13 protein-coding genes and 1 pseudogene are annotated in these 15,676 nt (G+C 68.4%); 7 read left to right on the top strand and 7 right to left on the bottom strand.

What is annotated here, in order from left to right:
- Positions 1-29: 29 nt before the first annotated feature.
- The 4 genes from HPF_RS24115 (at position 30) to HPF_RS23185 (ending at position 5,621) form a co-directional block, all read left to right on the top strand.
- Positions 30-1,580: a methyl-accepting chemotaxis protein gene (locus tag HPF_RS24115; protein ID WP_279512605.1), complete on the top strand. Its 1,551-nt coding sequence runs from the start codon at positions 30-32 to the stop codon at positions 1,578-1,580.
- 33 nt (positions 1,581-1,613) lie between these two features.
- A complete protein-coding gene (locus tag HPF_RS23195; protein WP_133157964.1) occupies positions 1,614-3,164 on the top strand; it encodes a methyl-accepting chemotaxis protein in 1,551 nt (516 codons plus the stop codon).
- A gap of 91 nt (positions 3,165-3,255) precedes the next feature.
- Entirely contained in the window at positions 3,256-4,758 is a 1,503-nt protein-coding gene (locus HPF_RS23190; RefSeq protein ID WP_133157963.1) for a M20 family metallopeptidase, read from the top strand.
- A gap of 11 nt (positions 4,759-4,769) precedes the next feature.
- Entirely contained in the window at positions 4,770-5,621 is an 852-nt protein-coding gene (locus HPF_RS23185) for an alpha/beta hydrolase (protein ID WP_079364782.1), read from the top strand.
- Positions 5,622-5,624: 3 nt separating this feature from the next.
- Here the strand turns inward: HPF_RS23185 and HPF_RS23180 are convergent, their stop codons facing one another.
- The 5 genes from HPF_RS23180 to HPF_RS23160 form a co-directional block, all read right to left on the bottom strand.
- A complete protein-coding gene (locus tag HPF_RS23180; protein WP_133157962.1) occupies positions 5,625-6,131 on the bottom strand; it encodes a YidB family protein in 507 nt (168 codons plus the stop codon).
- A 48-nt stretch (positions 6,132-6,179) separates the two neighbouring features.
- Positions 6,180-7,355: an MFS transporter gene (locus tag HPF_RS23175; RefSeq protein WP_133157961.1), complete on the bottom strand. Its 1,176-nt coding sequence runs from the start codon at positions 7,353-7,355 to the stop codon at positions 6,180-6,182.
- Positions 7,356-7,411: 56 nt separating this feature from the next.
- The gene (locus tag HPF_RS23800) at positions 7,412-7,756 is read right to left on the bottom strand and encodes a hypothetical protein (RefSeq protein ID WP_207959254.1); all 345 of its coding nucleotides are present in this window, start codon (positions 7,754-7,756) and stop codon (positions 7,412-7,414) included.
- A gap of 97 nt (positions 7,757-7,853) precedes the next feature.
- On the bottom strand, positions 7,854-8,576 hold the full coding sequence (locus HPF_RS23165) for a 16S rRNA (uracil(1498)-N(3))-methyltransferase (protein ID WP_133157960.1): 723 nt from the start codon (positions 8,574-8,576) through the stop codon (positions 7,854-7,856).
- A gap of 11 nt (positions 8,577-8,587) precedes the next feature.
- Positions 8,588-9,679 carry an aminoglycoside phosphotransferase family protein gene (locus HPF_RS23160; protein WP_133157959.1) on the bottom strand — a complete coding sequence of 364 codons (1,092 nt, stop codon included), beginning with the start codon at positions 9,677-9,679 and terminating at the stop codon, positions 8,588-8,590.
- Positions 9,680-9,867: 188 nt separating this feature from the next.
- Between HPF_RS23160 and HPF_RS23155 the strand changes: the two genes are divergently transcribed.
- From HPF_RS23155 to rsmA, 3 genes are read left to right on the top strand one after another with little or no spacing between them, the layout of a single operon-like run.
- Positions 9,868-12,318, top strand: coding sequence for an LPS-assembly protein LptD (locus HPF_RS23155; protein ID WP_243721655.1), 2,451 nt, complete (start codon positions 9,868-9,870; stop codon positions 12,316-12,318).
- Positions 12,319-12,343: 25 nt separating this feature from the next.
- A complete protein-coding gene (locus HPF_RS23150) occupies positions 12,344-13,681 on the top strand; it encodes a peptidylprolyl isomerase (protein WP_243721654.1) in 1,338 nt (445 codons plus the stop codon).
- Positions 13,682-13,703: 22 nt separating this feature from the next.
- A complete protein-coding gene (rsmA, locus tag HPF_RS23145) occupies positions 13,704-14,468 on the top strand; it encodes a 16S rRNA (adenine(1518)-N(6)/adenine(1519)-N(6))-dimethyltransferase RsmA (RefSeq protein ID WP_079364789.1) in 765 nt (254 codons plus the stop codon).
- 192 nt (positions 14,469-14,660) lie between these two features.
- Here the strand turns inward: rsmA and HPF_RS23140 are convergent.
- Both HPF_RS23140 and HPF_RS23135 read right to left on the bottom strand, forming a co-directional pair.
- Positions 14,661-15,056 (bottom strand): annotated as a pseudogene (locus tag HPF_RS23140) (barstar family protein); the annotation flags it as partial.
- 58 nt (positions 15,057-15,114) lie between these two features.
- On the bottom strand, positions 15,115-15,546 hold the full coding sequence (locus HPF_RS23135; protein WP_079364790.1) for a guanyl-specific ribonuclease: 432 nt from the start codon (positions 15,544-15,546) through the stop codon (positions 15,115-15,117).
- Between the last annotated feature and the right edge of the window lie 130 nt (positions 15,547-15,676).

Raw genomic sequence — 15,676 nt, 5'->3', positions numbered from 1 at the left:
CGAGTCTCATCATGTGGATCCGGTCCTTTATGCGTTACTTTTCCATCCGCTTCCGAATGATCGGCGCCATCGGCGTCGTGCTGGCCCTGCTGTTCGTGGTGGGCAGCGCCGGCCTGTGGGGCATGCAGCGCATGCAGGCCCTGAGTCAGGAGTTTGTCGATCACGCCTTCCATGAGACCGTCGAGCTGTCCAAGCTGCGACTGGCCATGGCGGACCTCAGCCGCCACGAGAAGGACATGGTGATCCACTATGAATCGCCCGAGCAGCTGTCGCTGGCGAACATGAAGTGGGAGAAGACCCGCGACGAGATCGGCCAGCTGATGCTGGCCCTGCAGCAGGGCGAGGCCGACGAGGACAACGCGGTGCTGCAGCAGATGAGCGCCAAGCTCAAGGACTACTCGGCGGCGGTCGAACCCACGGTGGCCAACATCAAGGCCGGGGGGTACGACAGCGCCACCGTGGCCAACCGCATGCTGGCGCGCGCCCACGACCGCTACGCCGAACTGCAGGCCGACATGAAGAAGATCGAGGCCATCATCTCGGCGGAAGCGGCGGCGGTCCAGGCCGAGCAGGTCGGCACCGGTCAGCAGACCATGCTGCTGTTCGGCATCGCGGTGGCGGTGGCGGTGCTGGTGGTGGTGCCGACCACCCTGGCCAACATGCAGAGCATCTGCCGCCCGCTCGACCAGGCGCAGCGCCTGGCCATGGCCATCACGCGCGGCGACCTCACCCAGTCGGTCGCGGTGGAAGGCAAGGACGAGCTCACGCAGCTGATGTCGGCGCTGGGCGAGATGCAGGCATCGCTCGTGCGCATCGTCAGCCAGGTGCGCCAGACCACCGACAGCATCGGTGTGGCCAGCGCGGAGATCGCCTCGGGCAACCAGGACCTGTCCAGCCGCACCGAGCAGGCCGCCTCCAGCCTGCAGCAGACCGCCAGCAGCATCGACCAGATCACCAGCACCGTGCAGCAAAGCGCCGAGTCGGCGCGCCAGGCCAGCGAGATGGCCCAGGCCAACGCGGCGGTGGCGGCGCGCGGCGGCGAGGTCGTCGGCGAGGTGGTGGCGACCATGCAGGAGATCAACCACCGCAGCCAGAAGATCGGCGACATCATCGGTGTGATCGACGGCATCGCCTTCCAGACCAACATCCTGGCGCTCAACGCAGCCGTCGAGGCGGCGCGCGCGGGCGAACAGGGCCGCGGTTTTGCCGTGGTTGCCGGCGAGGTGCGCAGCCTGGCGCAGCGCAGCGCCGAAGCGGCGCGGGAGATCAAGGGCCTGATCGGCGCCAGCGTCGAGAAGGTCGAGGCCGGCACGCGCCAGGTCACCGAGGCCGGCACCACCATCGGCGAGATCGTCGCGAACGCGCAGAGGATTTCCGATCTGATCGGTCACATCACCACGGCGGCCAACGAGCAGAGCCAGGGCATCGGGCAGGTCAACGGCGCCGTGGGGCAGCTCGACCAGATGACGCAGCAGAACGCCGCGCTGGTGGAAGAAAGCGCAGCGGCGGCCCAGAGCCTGCAGGACCAGGCGCAGAAGCTGGCCGGTGTGGTGGCCACTTTCCGGCTGAGTGCCGGTTGATTTAGGTAGAGAGAAACATTCATGTTGAATCAGATGAGTCTTCGCGGCCGCATCCTGCTGCTGGTGGTGGTCGCGGTGCTGGGCATCGCGGTCATGGGTGCGCTGTCGGTGGTGCAGACCAAGCGCCAGCTCACCGACGCCCGCCACGGTCAGCTCGTCACGGCGGTCGAGTCGGCCCACTCCATCGTCGAGGGCTTCCGTGCCATGCAGACGTCCGGCAAGCTCGGCGCCGAGGCGGCGCAGGCAGCGGCCAAGGCCGCGGTCGCGCATGCGCGCTACGGCGAGGGCGGCAAGGAGTACCTCTACATCTGGTCGCTCGACGGCGTGGGCGTGATGCACCCGATCAAGCCGGAGTGGGATGGTCAGAACATGGTCGGCAAGGTCAAGGACGGTGAGGGCGCCGACGTCATCGCGTCCCTGGTCAACGGCATGCGCCAGAGCACCGACGGCCGGGCCTTCGTGCAGACCAATTTCCCGCGCCCGGGCGACACGAAATCGGTGCCCAAGCTGCAGTACATCATGAAGGTCGATGGCTGGAACTGGATGGTGGGCTCGGGCCTGTACACCGACGACCTGGACGCCATGGTGTGGCGCACCCTGGCGGTCAACGGTGCGCTGGCGCTGTCGGGGCTGCTGGTGATCGCCGGCATCGGCTGGCTGACGCTGCGCAGCGTGATGCGCCAGATCGGTGGCGAGCCGGCCCTGGCGGTGTCGGCGATGCGTTCGGTGGCCGATGGCGACCTGACCGTCACCCTGCCCCGTGTGCCCGCTGGCAGCCTGCTCGCGGCGCTGGCCGACATGATCGCCTCGCTGCGGGGCACCGTGAGCCAGGTGCGCACGGCGACCGACAGCATCAGCACCGCCAGCACCGAGATCGCCTCGGGCAACCAGGACCTGTCCAGCCGCACCGAGCACACGGCCAGCAACCTGCAGGAAACCGCGGCCAGCATGGAAGAACTGACCGGCACCGTGCGGCAGAGCGCCGAGTCGGCGCGCACGGCGACCCAGCTGGCCGAGGCCGCAGCGGGCACCGCACGCCGCGGCGGCACCGTGGTGGGCGAGGTGGTGCACACCATGCGCGAGATCAACGAGAGCAGCCGCAAGATCAACGACATCATCGGCGTGATCGACGGCATCGCGTTCCAGACCAACATCCTGGCACTCAACGCAGCCGTCGAGGCGGCGCGCGCGGGCGAACAGGGCCGCGGCTTTGCCGTGGTGGCCGGCGAGGTGCGCAGCCTGGCGCAGCGCAGCGCCGAGGCCGCCAAGGAGATCAAGGGCCTGATCGGCACCAGCGTGGACCGCGTGGAGGCGGGCACGCGCCTGGTCAGCGAGGCGGGCCAGACCATGGACGAGATCGTGGCCAGCGTGCAGCGCGTGACCGACGTCATCAGCGAGATCGGTGCCGCCACAGGCGAGCAGAGCCAGGGCATTGCCCAGGTCGGCTCGGCGGTGGCCCAGCTGGACCAGATGACGCAGCAGAACGCGGCGCTGGTGGAAGAGAGCGCCGCCGCGGCCCAGAGCCTGCGGGACCAGGCGCAGCGGCTGGCTGGCGTGGTCGCCACCTTCCGCCTGTCGGCCTGAGCGCGGTTTTCGGAAGTTCCCGCCGCCCTGCCGGGGCGGTGGTCTGCCTATACTGGCCCTCTGTCGCACCGCCCGCGCCGAGAGGACCGCCATGAACGCCCGCCTGCCCGCTTCCGCCCTGCCCCTGGAACCGCAAGCCCTGCAATCGCAGGTCGACGCCGCCTGGCGCGAATCCATCGTGCCCGAGCTGCAGCGCTACATCGCGGTGCCGGCCAAGTCGCCGATGTTCGACCCCGACTGGGCGGCCCACGGCCTGCTCGAACGCGTGCTGCAGAACGCCGCAGACTGGGTGCGCGCGCAACAGGTGCCCGGCCTGCAACTGGAAATCGTGCGCCTGAACGACGCCCAGGGCCGGCCGCGCACACCGGTGCTGTTCTTTGAACTGCCGGCCAGCGAAGGAAAGGACGGCACGCCCGCCCCGGCGTCTGGCCAGACCGTGCTGATGTACGGCCACCTCGACAAACAACCCGAATTCAACGGCTGGCGCAGCGACCTGGGGCCATGGACGCCGGTGATCGACGACGGCAAGCTCTACGGCCGCGGGGGTGCCGACGACGGCTACGCCATCTACGCCGCCATCACCGCCATCCAGGCGCTCAAGGCCCAGGGCGTGGCGCACCCGCGCATCGTCGGCCTGATCGAAACCTGCGAAGAAAGCGGCTCGGCCGACCTGCTGCCCTACGTGGACGCGCTGAAAGCGCGACTGGGCGACGTGGGCCTGGTGATCTGCCTGGACAGCGGCGCCGGCAACTACGACCAGCTGTGGCTGACCACCAGCCTGCGCGGCATGGCCAGCGGCGTGCTCAAGGTCGAAATCCTCACCGAAGGCATCCACTCGGGCGATGCGTCCGGCCTGGTGCCGTCGAGCTTCCGCATCATGCGCCAGGTGCTGGACCGGCTGGAAGACAGCGGCACCGGCCGTCTGCTGCCGGCCAGTTTCCACTGCGAGGTGCCCCCCGAGCGGCTGTCGCAGGCGCAGGCCACGGCCGCCATCCTGGGCGACGAGCTGTTCAAGCGCTTCCCCTGGGCACACCACGACTGCGGCGGCGCCACCGTTTCGGCCCTGCCCACCACCACCGACCCGGTCGAGGCGCTGCTGGCGCGTACCTGGCGGCCCACGCTGTCGGTCACCGGCGCCGACGGTTTCCCGGACATCGCCAACGCCGGCAACGTGCTGCGCCCGTACACCGCGTTCAAGCTCAGCCTGCGCCTGCCGCCGCTGGTCGAGGCCGCGCCCGCCGTGCAGCAGCTCAAGACCCTGCTGGAAGACGACGCGCCCTACCAGGCCAAGGTGACGTTCGAGGGCCTGAGCTCGGCCACCGGCTGGAATGCGCCCTCCACCACGCCGTGGTTCGAGCAGGCGCTGCAGGACGCCTCGCAGGCGCACTACGGCGCCGCCTGCGCCACCATCGGCCAGGGCGGCACCATCCCGCTGATGAACATGCTCAGCCAGGGCTTCCCCACCGCGCAGATGATGGTCTGCGGCGTGCTCGGCCCGCGCAGCAACGCGCACGGGCCCAATGAATTCCTGCACCTGGACTACGCGCGGCGCCTGACCGCCTCGGTGGCGCAGGTCATCGCCCGCATGCCCTGACGCCGCCGCCCATGTCCGACACCACCCAGGCGCCTTTCACCCTGCGCGACGGCCTGAACATCGCGCTCTACGACTGGCCCCTGCCGTCGCGACAGCGGCCGCGGGCCGTGGTGCTCATCGTGCACGGTCTGGGTGAACACGCCTGGCGCTACGACGCGGTGGCACAGCGCCTGAACGAGTGGGGCTTCAGCGTGCGCGCCTACGACCAGCGCGGCCACGGCGACTCGGGCGGTGACCGCGGGGTGCTGTCGGACGACGACGACCTGCTGGCCGACCTGCAGGAGCTGGTGGACGACACGCGCCGGCACATCGCCGAACCCTGGGCCTGCCCCCTGGTGCTGCTGGGCCACAGCATGGGCGGCCTGGTGGCCTCCACCTTCGTGCAGCGCGGCATCGAGCCGGTGGATGCCCTGGTGCTCTCGTCGCCCGCGCTGGACACCGGCATGAGCGCGTTCCAGCGCCTGCTGACCCGGCTGCTCTACCGCTGGGCACCCGACCTCACCGTGCCCAACGGGCTGGACCCGAGCGGCATCTCCCACGACCCGGCGCAGGTGGCGGCCTACCAGCGCGACCGGCTGGTGCACAACCGCATTTCGGCGCGGCTGGCGCGCTTCATCGACAGCAACGGCCCGCGCGTGGTGGCGGCCGCGCCGACCTGGCAGGTGCCCACGCTGCTGATGTACGCCGGGGCCGACCGGCTGGTGCGGCCCGAGGGCAGCCGCGCCTTTGCCGCGGTCGCGCCGAAGGGGCTGGTGCACAGCCGCCGGTTCGATGGGCTGTTTCACGAAATCTTCAACGAGACCGACCCCTCGGCGGTGTACGCCGAACTGCGCGCCTGGCTCGACGCGCACATTCCGGCCTGAGGCTCAGCGTCGGCCCATCAGGCCGCCGAGCATGCCCATGAGGTCGCCCGCATCCAGACCCCCGGCACCACCGCGCTGACCTCCGCCGAGCAGCGAACCGAGCGCGTCCAGGCCGTTGTCCGGCGGCACCTGCCCCTGGGGGGTGAGCTGGTCGATCAGGCCGGGCAGCAGGTCGGCCATGGTGCCGGCGGCCTGCTGCTGGCTGCCCCCGAGCTGGCGGGCGATCATGTCCATCAGGTCCGGGCCCAGGGCGCTGCCCAGCGCGTCGGGCGAGACCGGCTGGTTGGCCCCCGTGCCGACCCAGGAGGCGGCGGCGTCGCCCAGGCCGGCCTGCTGCAGTTTGGCCAGGATGCCCGAGAGCCCTCCCGCGTTGTTCATCAGCACGCCGATCAGACCGATCAGCAGCTGCGGGTCCAGACCACCGGGGCCGCCTTGCGCCGGCTGGCTGTTCTGCTGTCCCCCGAAGGCGGCGTTCGTGGCCGCGCCCACCAGTGAATCCAACAGTCCCATGCGAGCTCTCCTCTCAATGCGTGGCGTCCGGCGCCGACCGGGGCCGGTTCAGGCCGGATTGTGGGCCGCGCGCCGGAGCCAGGCAAGCCAGCCCAGCGCCACCCCGGTAAGGGCCACGGGCGCCAGCGAACCCAGGTTCAGCAGGGCCCAGCCCTGGGTGGTGACGAGGGCGCCGGAGGCGAACGAGGTGACCGCCATGGTGGCAAAAACGAAGAAGTTGATGGCGGCCTGTGCGCGGTCTTTTTCCTCAGGCCTGTAGGCCTGCAGCGACAGCGTGGTGCTGCCGGTGAACAGAAAATTCCAGCCCACACCCAGCAGGAACAGCGCGATCAGGAACTGGTGCAGGTCCACACCGGTGAGCGCGATGGCGATGCAGGCCGCGTTCAGCAGCACGCCCACGCCCATGATGGTGAGCACACCGAAGCGCTTGATCAGGTGGCCGGTGAAGAAGCCGGGGGCGAACATGCCGATCACGTGCCATTCCAGCACCAGGGCCGCGTCCTCGAACTCGAAGCCGCAGACCTGCATCGCCAGCGGCGTGGCGGCCATCAGCAGGTTCATCACGCCGTAGCCCAGCGCCGCGCCCGCGGCGGCCACGATGAAGACGGGCTGCCTCATGATCTCCGAGAGCGGCCGGCCGGTGTCGGCGTTGGCCTTCTTCGGCGGCAGCGGCGGGAACTTCATGAAGGCCATCACCGCCATCGACAGCAGCGCCACCACCGCCAGCGCCAGGTAGGCGCCGGCGAACGGCACCTCCAGCAGGTTGCGCGTGCGGCTGGCCAGGTTGGGACCGAGCACCGCGCCCACCAGACCGCCGGCCAGCACCAGCGACACCGCCTTTTCGCGGTAGTCCGGTGCCGCCAGTTCGGCGGCGGCGAAGCGGTAGAGCTGGCCGTTGGCGCTGTAGTAGCCGGCGATCACGGTGGCCGCCACCAGCAGCCAGAAGTTCTTGTCCATCGCGGCCCACCAGCACAGCAAGGCCGAGCCCAGGGCGACCAGCAACCCGATCTGGAACGAGCCCTGGCGGCCGAAAGCGCTCTGGGTGCGCGCCACCAGCGGGGTGGACAACGCGCCGCCGACCACATAGCCCATCACCGGCAGGGTGGCCATCCATCCCAGCGGGGCCAGCGAGAGCCCCACCAGCCCGTTGATGGCGATGAAGACCACGTTGTTGGTCAGGAACAGGCCTTGCGCGGCGGCCAGCAGCCAGAGGTTTTTGTTCATAAGTCAGCGTTTATACAAGGTGGCGGCGCCGCGCCGCACGCCACCCTGAACGCGGCTCAGGATTGCGGCCGTGTCACGGCGACCAGGCGCATCCCCTTGCCGCGGCTGAGAAAGTACTCGCCTTGCGGACTGATGACCACCGCGCGGTGTGCCGCAGGGTCCGAGAAGTAGCGCCACCCTTCGCCGGCCTGGCCGGCGCCCGCTGTGGTGGGCACCACCTGCATGCCGTGATCGAAGCCCTGGGCGGAACGGTTGGAGCGGCTGTGGTGGGAATCGTCACGGTGCTGCGCCGACCGCTGGGTCGGCTGGTTATCGCGCTGGTGTTCGCCGGCCGTGGCCAGCGGTGCGGTGGTGGCCAGGGCCAGGCAAGCGGCGCCAGCGAGAAGCAGGTGCTTGTTCATGGTGAACTCCTTCGTGCGTGGCAGTCGGTATTGACTGTGGAACGCAGTCTGTTCCGGTCCGCCTGTACCCGCGCTGAAGGGTTCGTTCAGCGGTCGTTCACACCTGGGCGCTCACCAGGGCCGCGAGCGCCGCCGTTTCCGCCCGCAGGATGCGGGGCCCCAGCGTGACGGGCACAAAGCCCGCGGTGCGCGCCAGGGCGTCTTCCTGCGCAGACAGTCCGCCTTCCGGGCCGCTGAGGAAGAGCACCGGTGTGTCGGCCGGCTGCTCGCGCAGCACCTCCGACAGCGGGCGTGTGCCGTCCGCCAGCGAGAGCACGCAGCGCAGCGGGGCGATGTGCCCGCTGTCACGCAACCAGGCGGCCACGTCGGCCACCGGCCGCACCGCTGGCACGCGGTTGCCGCCGCACTGTTCGCAGGCCGCGACCGCGACCGATTGCCAGTGACCCTGCTTCTTGGCCGCACGTTCACCACTGAGGCGCAGCACGCTGTGCGCGGTGTGCAGGGGCTGCAGGCTGGCCACGCCGAGTTCGGCGGCCTTTTCCACCAGCCAGTCCATGCGCTCGTTGGCCGGCATGCCCATCGCCAGGTGCACGCGCCGCGCCGGCTCGCGCTCGACGTCTTCAAACGCGCCGACCTTGACCGCGACGTCGCTGCGGCCCATGCGCAGGATGGTGGCCGACCACTGGCCACCTTCTCCGTTGAACAGGGTGATCGCATCGCCGGGCTGGTGGCGCAGCACCTGCACGTGGCGCGCGGCAGCGGCCGGCAGTTCCAGCTCGGCGCCGGCGCTCAGCGGGATGGGGCAGTGAAAGCGGGGCACGCTGGAACGGCTCAGACGCGGCCGAAGGCGAAGCCGCTGGCCGCCTGCAGGCCTTCCACTTCGTCGATCAGTTTCAGCAGCGGACCGAGTTCCCGGTAGCGGTGGGCGGTGGCCCGGATGTAGGCGATAAAGCGCGGCGCATCGGCCAGGTACTTCGGTTTGCCGTCGCGCAGCGTCAGGCGGGCGAAGATGCCGGCCACCTTCAGATGGCGCTGCAGGCCCATCCACTCGACCGCGCGGTAGAAGGCGCCGAAGTCGCTGTGCCAGTCCTCGAAGTCCATCAGCCCGGCCTTGCGCGCCTTTTCCCAGTAGCGCACGGTGATGTCGATGACGAAGTCTTCTTCCCAGGTCAGGAAGGCGTCGCGCATCAGGCTGGCGATGTCGTAGGTGATGGGGCCGTGCACCGCGTCCTGGAAGTCCAGCACGCCCAGCTGTTGGGCGGGCGTCGAACCCGGGTGGGCCGGGATCATCAGGTTGCGCGGCATGAAGTCGCGGTGCACGTGCACCGTGGGTGCGGCCAGGTTGCGCGCCACGATGGTGTCGAAGGTCTTCTGCAATGTGCCGGCCATCGTGCCTTCGACCTTGACCTGTCGATGCTGCGCGAGGTACCAGTCGGGAAACAGCTGCAGCTCGCGGCGCAACAGGGCTTCGTCGTAGGGCGGCAGTTCGCCGGGCCTGGAGGCGAGCTGCCAGGCCAGCAGCGCGTCCACCGCCTGCATGTAGCGCGGATGGTTGGCCTGGGGGTGGTCGGCGTCGATCTGCTCCATCATGGTCTGCGTGCCCAGGTCGGGCAGCAGCATGAAGCCCCGGGGTTCGTCCCAGGCCAGGATGTCGGGCACCAGCAGGCCGGCGGCCTTCATCAGGCCCGCCACGTGCACGAAGGGCGCGCAGTTTTCCTTGTCGGGCGGTGCATCCATGACGATGCGGCTGCCGCCGTCGACGGTGTCCACGCGCAGGTAGCGGCGGAAACTGGCGTCGGCCGAGGCCGGGCGCAGCGTTTCGGGGCGCAGGCCCTGGGCCGTGGCCAGCCCTTGCAGCCAGTGGTCGAAGGCGGCGTGGCGGGCCGGATCGGCCCAGGTGACTGCGGGGGTGTTCGGCGTCATGGAAGCGGGGGGAGACGGAGGCGCCGACGTGCTGGCAGGCCGGGCGGGTGGCATAGGATAATGGCCGGAGATTCTACAAATCCCCCTTGCCGTTGGTCACCTCCGCCGGCAGTCCGAGGCCCGGTCGATCGACAGCGACGGGGCATGTGCCACCGAAATCAGAGACGGCCGTTTCGCCACACACCGCCTTGAAACCTGATTCCTCCTCCCTGAACAGCCCCGCCCGTCTGCCGCGCATGGCGCGACTTCCGGAACCCACCACCCTGGCGCGCGCTGTGCAGGGAGCGTTGGCCATGCTCGCACTGGGCGGCGCCTGTGCTCCGTCCTGGGCCCAGAACACCGGTGCCGGTCCCGACGCGGCGGCCATCCGGCTCAAGTCCGGCGAGTCGCTGATCCAGCAGGTACCGACGGAGGTTCGCAAGCAGCTGCCCGTTTTCATCTGGGGCGAGAGCCTGGAAGGCGAAATGGACGGGGTGACGGTCATGCAGGGCGGCGCCGAGCTGCGCCGGCACGACACCGTGATCCGCGCCGACCGCATCGAACACGACAAGCGCACCGGCGAAACCAAGGCCCAGGGCAATGTGCTCATCAACCGCAACGGCGACCGATTCACCGGCCCGGATGCCGAGGTCAACGTCAACAGCCACTGGGGGCACTTCAACCAGCCCGAGTTTTCGCTGCTGAAGAACGAAGGCAAAGGCGATGCGCGCCGGGTCGACTTCATGGGCGATGACCGGACCATGGTGCACGACGGCCGCTATTCGACCTGCCCGCGACCGCCGGGCTCGACCTGGATGCCCGACTGGATCGTGCGCGCCTCGTCCATCGAACTGGACCGGGTGGAGGACGTGGGCATTGCCAAGTCGGGCGTGATTGAGTTCAAGGGGGTTCCCATCCTGGCCGCGCCCATCCTGAGCTTCCCGCTGTCGGACCAGCGCAAGACCGGAGCCCTGCCGCCCAGCCTGAGCATCAGCACGCAGAGCGGCGTGGAACTGTCGACGCCCTACTACTTCAACATCGCCCCCAACTACGACGCCACAGTCACGCCCACGCTGATGACCAAGCGCGGACTGGACCTGTCGGGCGAGTTCCGTTACCTGCAGCCCGGTTACACCGGCAACCTGCGCACGTCCTACATGCCCTCGGACAAGCTGCGCGACGACGACCGCTGGGCGGTGGCGTACCGCCACAACCACCAGCTGACCCGCCCGATTGGCGGTGGCAGCCCGATCGGACTGCGCGTCAACCTCAACAAGGTCAGCGACGACAACTACTGGCGCGACTTCCCGCGCACCATCACCTCGCTGACCTCGCGCCTGCTGCACAACGAGGTCGCGCTGGGCTGGGGCAAAGGCCCCTGGTCGGTCAGCGGCGGCATGTACCGGTACCAGACCCTGCAGGATGTGAACGCGCCGATCACGCCCCCGTTCGACCGTCTGCCGTCCATAGGTTTTTCCTACGAGCAGCCCAACCAGACCCTGTTCGGTGCCCCTGGCTGGGACTTGTCCCTCGGTACCAACGTGACGCGTTTCCAGCGGGCGGTGCTGAGCGCGGGTGTGCCCACCGGGCGGGAGATCGGCGGTGACCGTTCGGTGGCGGTGGCCCAGATTGCCCGGCGCTGGCAGGCCCCGGGCTGGTACGTCACGCCCAAGGCGCGCGTGCACATGGCGCGCTACAGCAACGACAACACGACCGGGTCCACGGTGTCGGCCACGCGCACCGTGCCCACGGTCAGCATCGACAGCGGTCTGGTGTTCGAGCGGCCGGCCGAGTTCTTTGGCACGAGCTACATCCAGACCCTGGAGCCGCGCGCCTTCGCGACCTGGACGCCGTTCCGCGACCAGAGCAAGCTGCCCAACTACGACTCGGGCGCCCGCGACTTCAACTACTCCAGCATGTTTGCCGAACATGCCTTCAGTGGCAACGACCGCATCAGCGACACCCGGGCGGTGACGGTGGGCGTGAGCTCGCGTCTGCTGGACTCGGAGACCGGGGCCGAGGTGGTGCGCCTGGGTGTCGCCCAGCGCGCCCTGCTGGCCGACCAGAACGTCACGCTGCCACGGGGCACGCCGGTCACCGAACGCCTGAGCGACACCCTGCTTGCGGGGCGTGTGCAGTGGGATCCGCTGTGGTCGCTCGACGCCAACGTGCAGTACAACACCAAGACCCGCGAGTCCCGCCGCACCACTCTCGGTGGCCGGTACACCCCAGGGCCTTACAAGGTGCTCAGCGCCGCCTACCGCATCCAGAAAGGTGTGAGCGAGCAACTCGATCTGGGCTGGCAGTGGCCGCTGTCCGGCATCTGGGGCCGCACGCCCGAACCGGTGCCTGGAAGGGCACTCGGGCCGGGGCAGTGGTACGGTGTCGGGCGCCTGAACTACAGCATGCCCGACCGCAAGCTCATCGACGTGATTGCCGGTTTCGAGTACGACGCCGGCTGCTGGCTGGGACGTGTCGTCCTGGAGCGTTTGCAGACCAGTTCAAACACCTCGGATCGCCGCATCCTGTTCCAGCTCGAGTTCAACGGGTTCTCGAAGGTCGGTGGCAGTTCCTTGCAGAGCATCCAGGCCAACGTGCCCAAATACCAGTACCTGCGTGAAGAAGTCGTCCAGCCCAACCGTTTCCAGCAATATGACTGACCGTCCGGGAGTTCACCTCAGAGGCTTGCAGATCCTGTTGGCCGGGGGGCTGTTGCTGGGCGCGTGGCCGGCGCAGGGTCAGGCACTGCGCCCTGCCGCGGAGTTGCAGCGCCCGGTCAGCGGGCCCTCGACCCGCACCGTGGACTACATCGTCGCACTGGTCAACTCCGAGCCCGTGACCAATTTTGATGTCCGGCAGCGCATGTTGCGTGTCGAGCAGCAGTTCGCGGCCCAGGGCCGCAGCCTTCCTCCTCGCGACCAACTGGCGAAGCAGGTGATGGAGCAACTCATCGTGGAGAGGGCGCTGTTGCAGCAGGCCACCGAACAGGGCGTTCGGGTGGACGAGGCCACACTGGCGCAGGCCGAGCAATCGCTGGCGGCTCAGAACCAGCTCAGTGTGGAGGCCTTCCGGCGGCGGCTGGCCGCCGAAGGCATGGACATCAACAAACTGCGCAACGAACTGCGCAACCAGGTGCTGCTGCAGCGCCTGCGCGACCGCGAGGTGGAGGCGCGCGTGCGCGTCACCGAGGCCGACATCGACCGCTTCATCGCGGAGCGGCAGGCGGCCCGTCCCGAAGGGCTGGAGCTCAACCTGGGACACGTGTTGGTGCAAGTGCCCGAGGGAGCCGGCCCCGACAAGCTGCGTGAGCTGGAAGCCCGGGCCCAGGGGGTGGCCGACCGGTTGCGCAACGGTGCCGATCTGGCGGTCCAGGCGCGCGAGTATTCAGAAGCGCCCGAGGCGTCCAGTGGAGGTCTTCTCGGGTTCCGCCCGCTGTCGCGCCTGCCCGAACTGTTTGTGCAGGCCACACGCAACCTGCCGGTGGGCGGCGTCGCCGGGCCCTTGCGCAGTGCGGCCGGGCTGCACGTGCTCAAGGTGGTGGACAAGCGCCAGGCACCGTTGCCCGAACTGAGCGTCGTGCAGAGCCGCGCGCGCCACATCCTGCTTCGTCCGGGGGCTCAGCTGAGCCAGGACGAAGCCATTGCAAGGCTGAACAGCTATCGCCAGCAGGTCGCTGCGGGGCAGGCCAGCTTTGAAGATCTGGCCCGTCAGCACAGCCAGGATGGCTCTGCCCGCCAGGGCGGCGACCTGGGATGGGTGTCGCCCGGCCAGTTCGTGCCCGAGTTCGAGCAGGTGATGAATGCGCTGCGCCCTGGCGAGGTGTCGCAACCGGTGGTGTCGCGGTTTGGTGTGCACCTGATCCGGCTGGAGGAGCGTCGCCAGGCCGCGCTCAGCGAGCGTGAGCAGCGCGACATGGCGCGCGAACTGGTGCGCGAACAGAAGGCCGACGACGCGATCAACGCGTGGACCGAAGAAGTGCGCAGCCGCGCCTTTGTCGAGATGCGCGAAGCGCCGCAGCCTTGAGTCGTCACCGGCACGCCCGCGCATGAAGCATGTCGCGCGAAAGCGCTTTGGTCAGCACTTCCTGAGCGACACCGCCATCATCGATGCGATCGTCGCAGCGATAGCGCCCTCGCCATCGGATGCCATGGTGGAAATCGGTCCGGGTCTGGCGGCCCTGACCCAGCCGCTGGTCGAGCGCCTCGGACGCCTGACGGTGATCGAGCTGGACCGGGACCTGGCGGCCCGCCTGCGGGAGCACCGCCTGCTGGATGTGGTCGAGTCCGACGTGCTTCGTGTGGACTTCACCGCGCTGGCCGCGCGCTGGCCAGGCCGCAAGATCCGTGTGGTGGGCAACCTGCCCTACAACATCTCCAGTCCGATCCTGTTCCACCTGCTCGATCATGTCGCGGTCGTTCAGGACCAGCACTTCATGCTGCAGAAAGAGGTCATTGACCGTATGGTGGCCGCACCGGCCACCGCCGACTACGGGCGCCTCTCGGTGATGCTCCAGTGGCGCTATGCCATGGAGAACGTGCTGTTCGTGCCGCCGGAGAGTTTCGACCCACCACCCCGGGTCGACAGCGCGGTGGTGCGCATGGTGCCGCTGGTACAGCCGCCAGCGATGGATTTCAGGACCTATGGCGACCTGGTGCAGACCGCGTTCAGCCAGCGCCGCAAGATCCTGCGCAACACCTTGGGCAGATGGCTGGAAGCCCGTGGCTTTTCGGGCGACTTCGACCTGCAGCGCCGGGCGGAAGAGGTGCCGGTGGCGGAGTACGTCGCACTCGCGCAGGCCGTTCGGACGTGAAAAAGCCGCTGCACGAGCAGCGGCTTTTTCAGGTTCTGCGGTTGATCAGGCCGCGGTCAGCCAGTAACCCGCATTGAACGGGCTGCTCATGCGCAGCGCCATCGGGCTCACATCCAGGATCTTGTCCGTGGGCATGGGCTCTTCGTTTTCCACCTCGATCGGCTCTTCACCTTTTGGGGCGCGCGCGACCGAGAAGGAATAGAAGCAGCGGAACGGGATCTTGCGATCGCTCCAGTAGTCGGCCGCGTCGCGGAAGATGTCCAGCAACTGCTCGCGCGCTTCCTTGTCGAACTTGGCATGCGCCGGGATGTGTTCGAGCACGACGATGAAGCCGGTTTGCGGGCCCGATTTGTGGACCAGATCGGTCATGCAGTCGTAGAGGGCGTCGAAGTTCTTGCCGAAATGCGGCGGCAAGGTGTACTGCGCTGCGATCAGTTCGAGCACGTCCTGCTTGCTCTGGGCCTTGGCCAGGTTGGCATACAGGAAGTGGTGACCCAGCTGCTCGGCGGCGGCCTGCAGGTCCTTCACGCCGAAAGCGCGGATCGACTGAACGATGTTGGTACGAACATTACGAAGTGGCGTGTCCATCTCCGCGTCTCTTTCTACAGTCAAAGTTGAAAACGAAATCCACTCACATCACCGCGGGTCACTGCACGATCAGCCGGAAGCTGCTGTAGTGGTCCTCGGTGTAATAACAGGCATCTGGCGAACGTGGCTGCTGGCCTCCGCACACGATCCGCCTGGCCCCGCGGTGTCTCAACCCCGGCGTGGGCACTGTGTATTCCCGGTAATAACCCCGTTTCTGGCTGGGCAGCAGGTGCTCTCGGTTGCCGAACACGGTGCCGTCCTTCTCATACCGGAACGGACCACCCTGGCGGATCTGCTCCATGACATCCTGTCCCTGTGGCGGCAGGCCGGTGAAGGCCACCGAAGCCACCGCTGAGCCGGGAAGTACGGAAGAAGGGGTCCGGGCTTGCACCAGCATGGTGCTCAGCGACGTCGCCAGAACCGCTGCAAGGGCCAGTCCCACGACCAGCCCGACACGGCTCCTTGTTGCCCGGATCGGTTGCAGACCCATCAAAGTCCCTGTGTTCCTGAAGCCATCCACCTGCCCCGGGGGCGTTCGCTCTGCGCGAATTGAGCCCCCTTGTCGGGGTGGGTTAACCCTGAAATACAAGCGCGCAAGTGTGCCTGATGCGCTGCAAAAA

Origin of the sequence: Hydrogenophaga pseudoflava, assembly GCF_004353865.1 — a bacterium.
Taxonomy (GTDB): Bacteria; Pseudomonadota; Gammaproteobacteria; order Burkholderiales; family Burkholderiaceae_C; genus Hydrogenophaga; species Hydrogenophaga pseudoflava.
This window is presented reverse-complemented; position numbering and strand designations above follow the sequence as displayed.

Excerpts from the sequence above, each read along its gene's own strand:
- HPF_RS23190 (WP_133157963.1), top strand. The coding sequence starts at position 3,256 with ATGAACGCCCGCCTGCCCGCTTCCGCCCTGCCCCTGGAACCGCAAGCC.
- HPF_RS23160 (WP_133157959.1), bottom strand. The coding sequence starts at position 9,679 with ATGACGCCGAACACCCCCGCAGTCACCTGGGCCGATCCGGCCCGCCAC.
- HPF_RS24115 (WP_279512605.1), top strand. The coding sequence starts at position 30 with ATGCGTTACTTTTCCATCCGCTTCCGAATGATCGGCGCCATCGGCGTC.
- HPF_RS23175 (WP_133157961.1), bottom strand. The coding sequence starts at position 7,355 with ATGAACAAAAACCTCTGGCTGCTGGCCGCCGCGCAAGGCCTGTTCCTG.
- HPF_RS23195 (WP_133157964.1), top strand. The coding sequence starts at position 1,614 with ATGAGTCTTCGCGGCCGCATCCTGCTGCTGGTGGTGGTCGCGGTGCTG.
- HPF_RS23185 (WP_079364782.1), top strand. The coding sequence starts at position 4,770 with ATGTCCGACACCACCCAGGCGCCTTTCACCCTGCGCGACGGCCTGAAC.
- rsmA (WP_079364789.1), top strand. The coding sequence starts at position 13,704 with ATGAAGCATGTCGCGCGAAAGCGCTTTGGTCAGCACTTCCTGAGCGAC.
- HPF_RS23180 (WP_133157962.1), bottom strand. The coding sequence starts at position 6,131 with ATGGGACTGTTGGATTCACTGGTGGGCGCGGCCACGAACGCCGCCTTC.
- HPF_RS23135 (WP_079364790.1), bottom strand. The coding sequence starts at position 15,546 with ATGGGTCTGCAACCGATCCGGGCAACAAGGAGCCGTGTCGGGCTGGTC.
- HPF_RS23800 (WP_207959254.1), bottom strand. The coding sequence starts at position 7,756 with ATGAACAAGCACCTGCTTCTCGCTGGCGCCGCTTGCCTGGCCCTGGCC.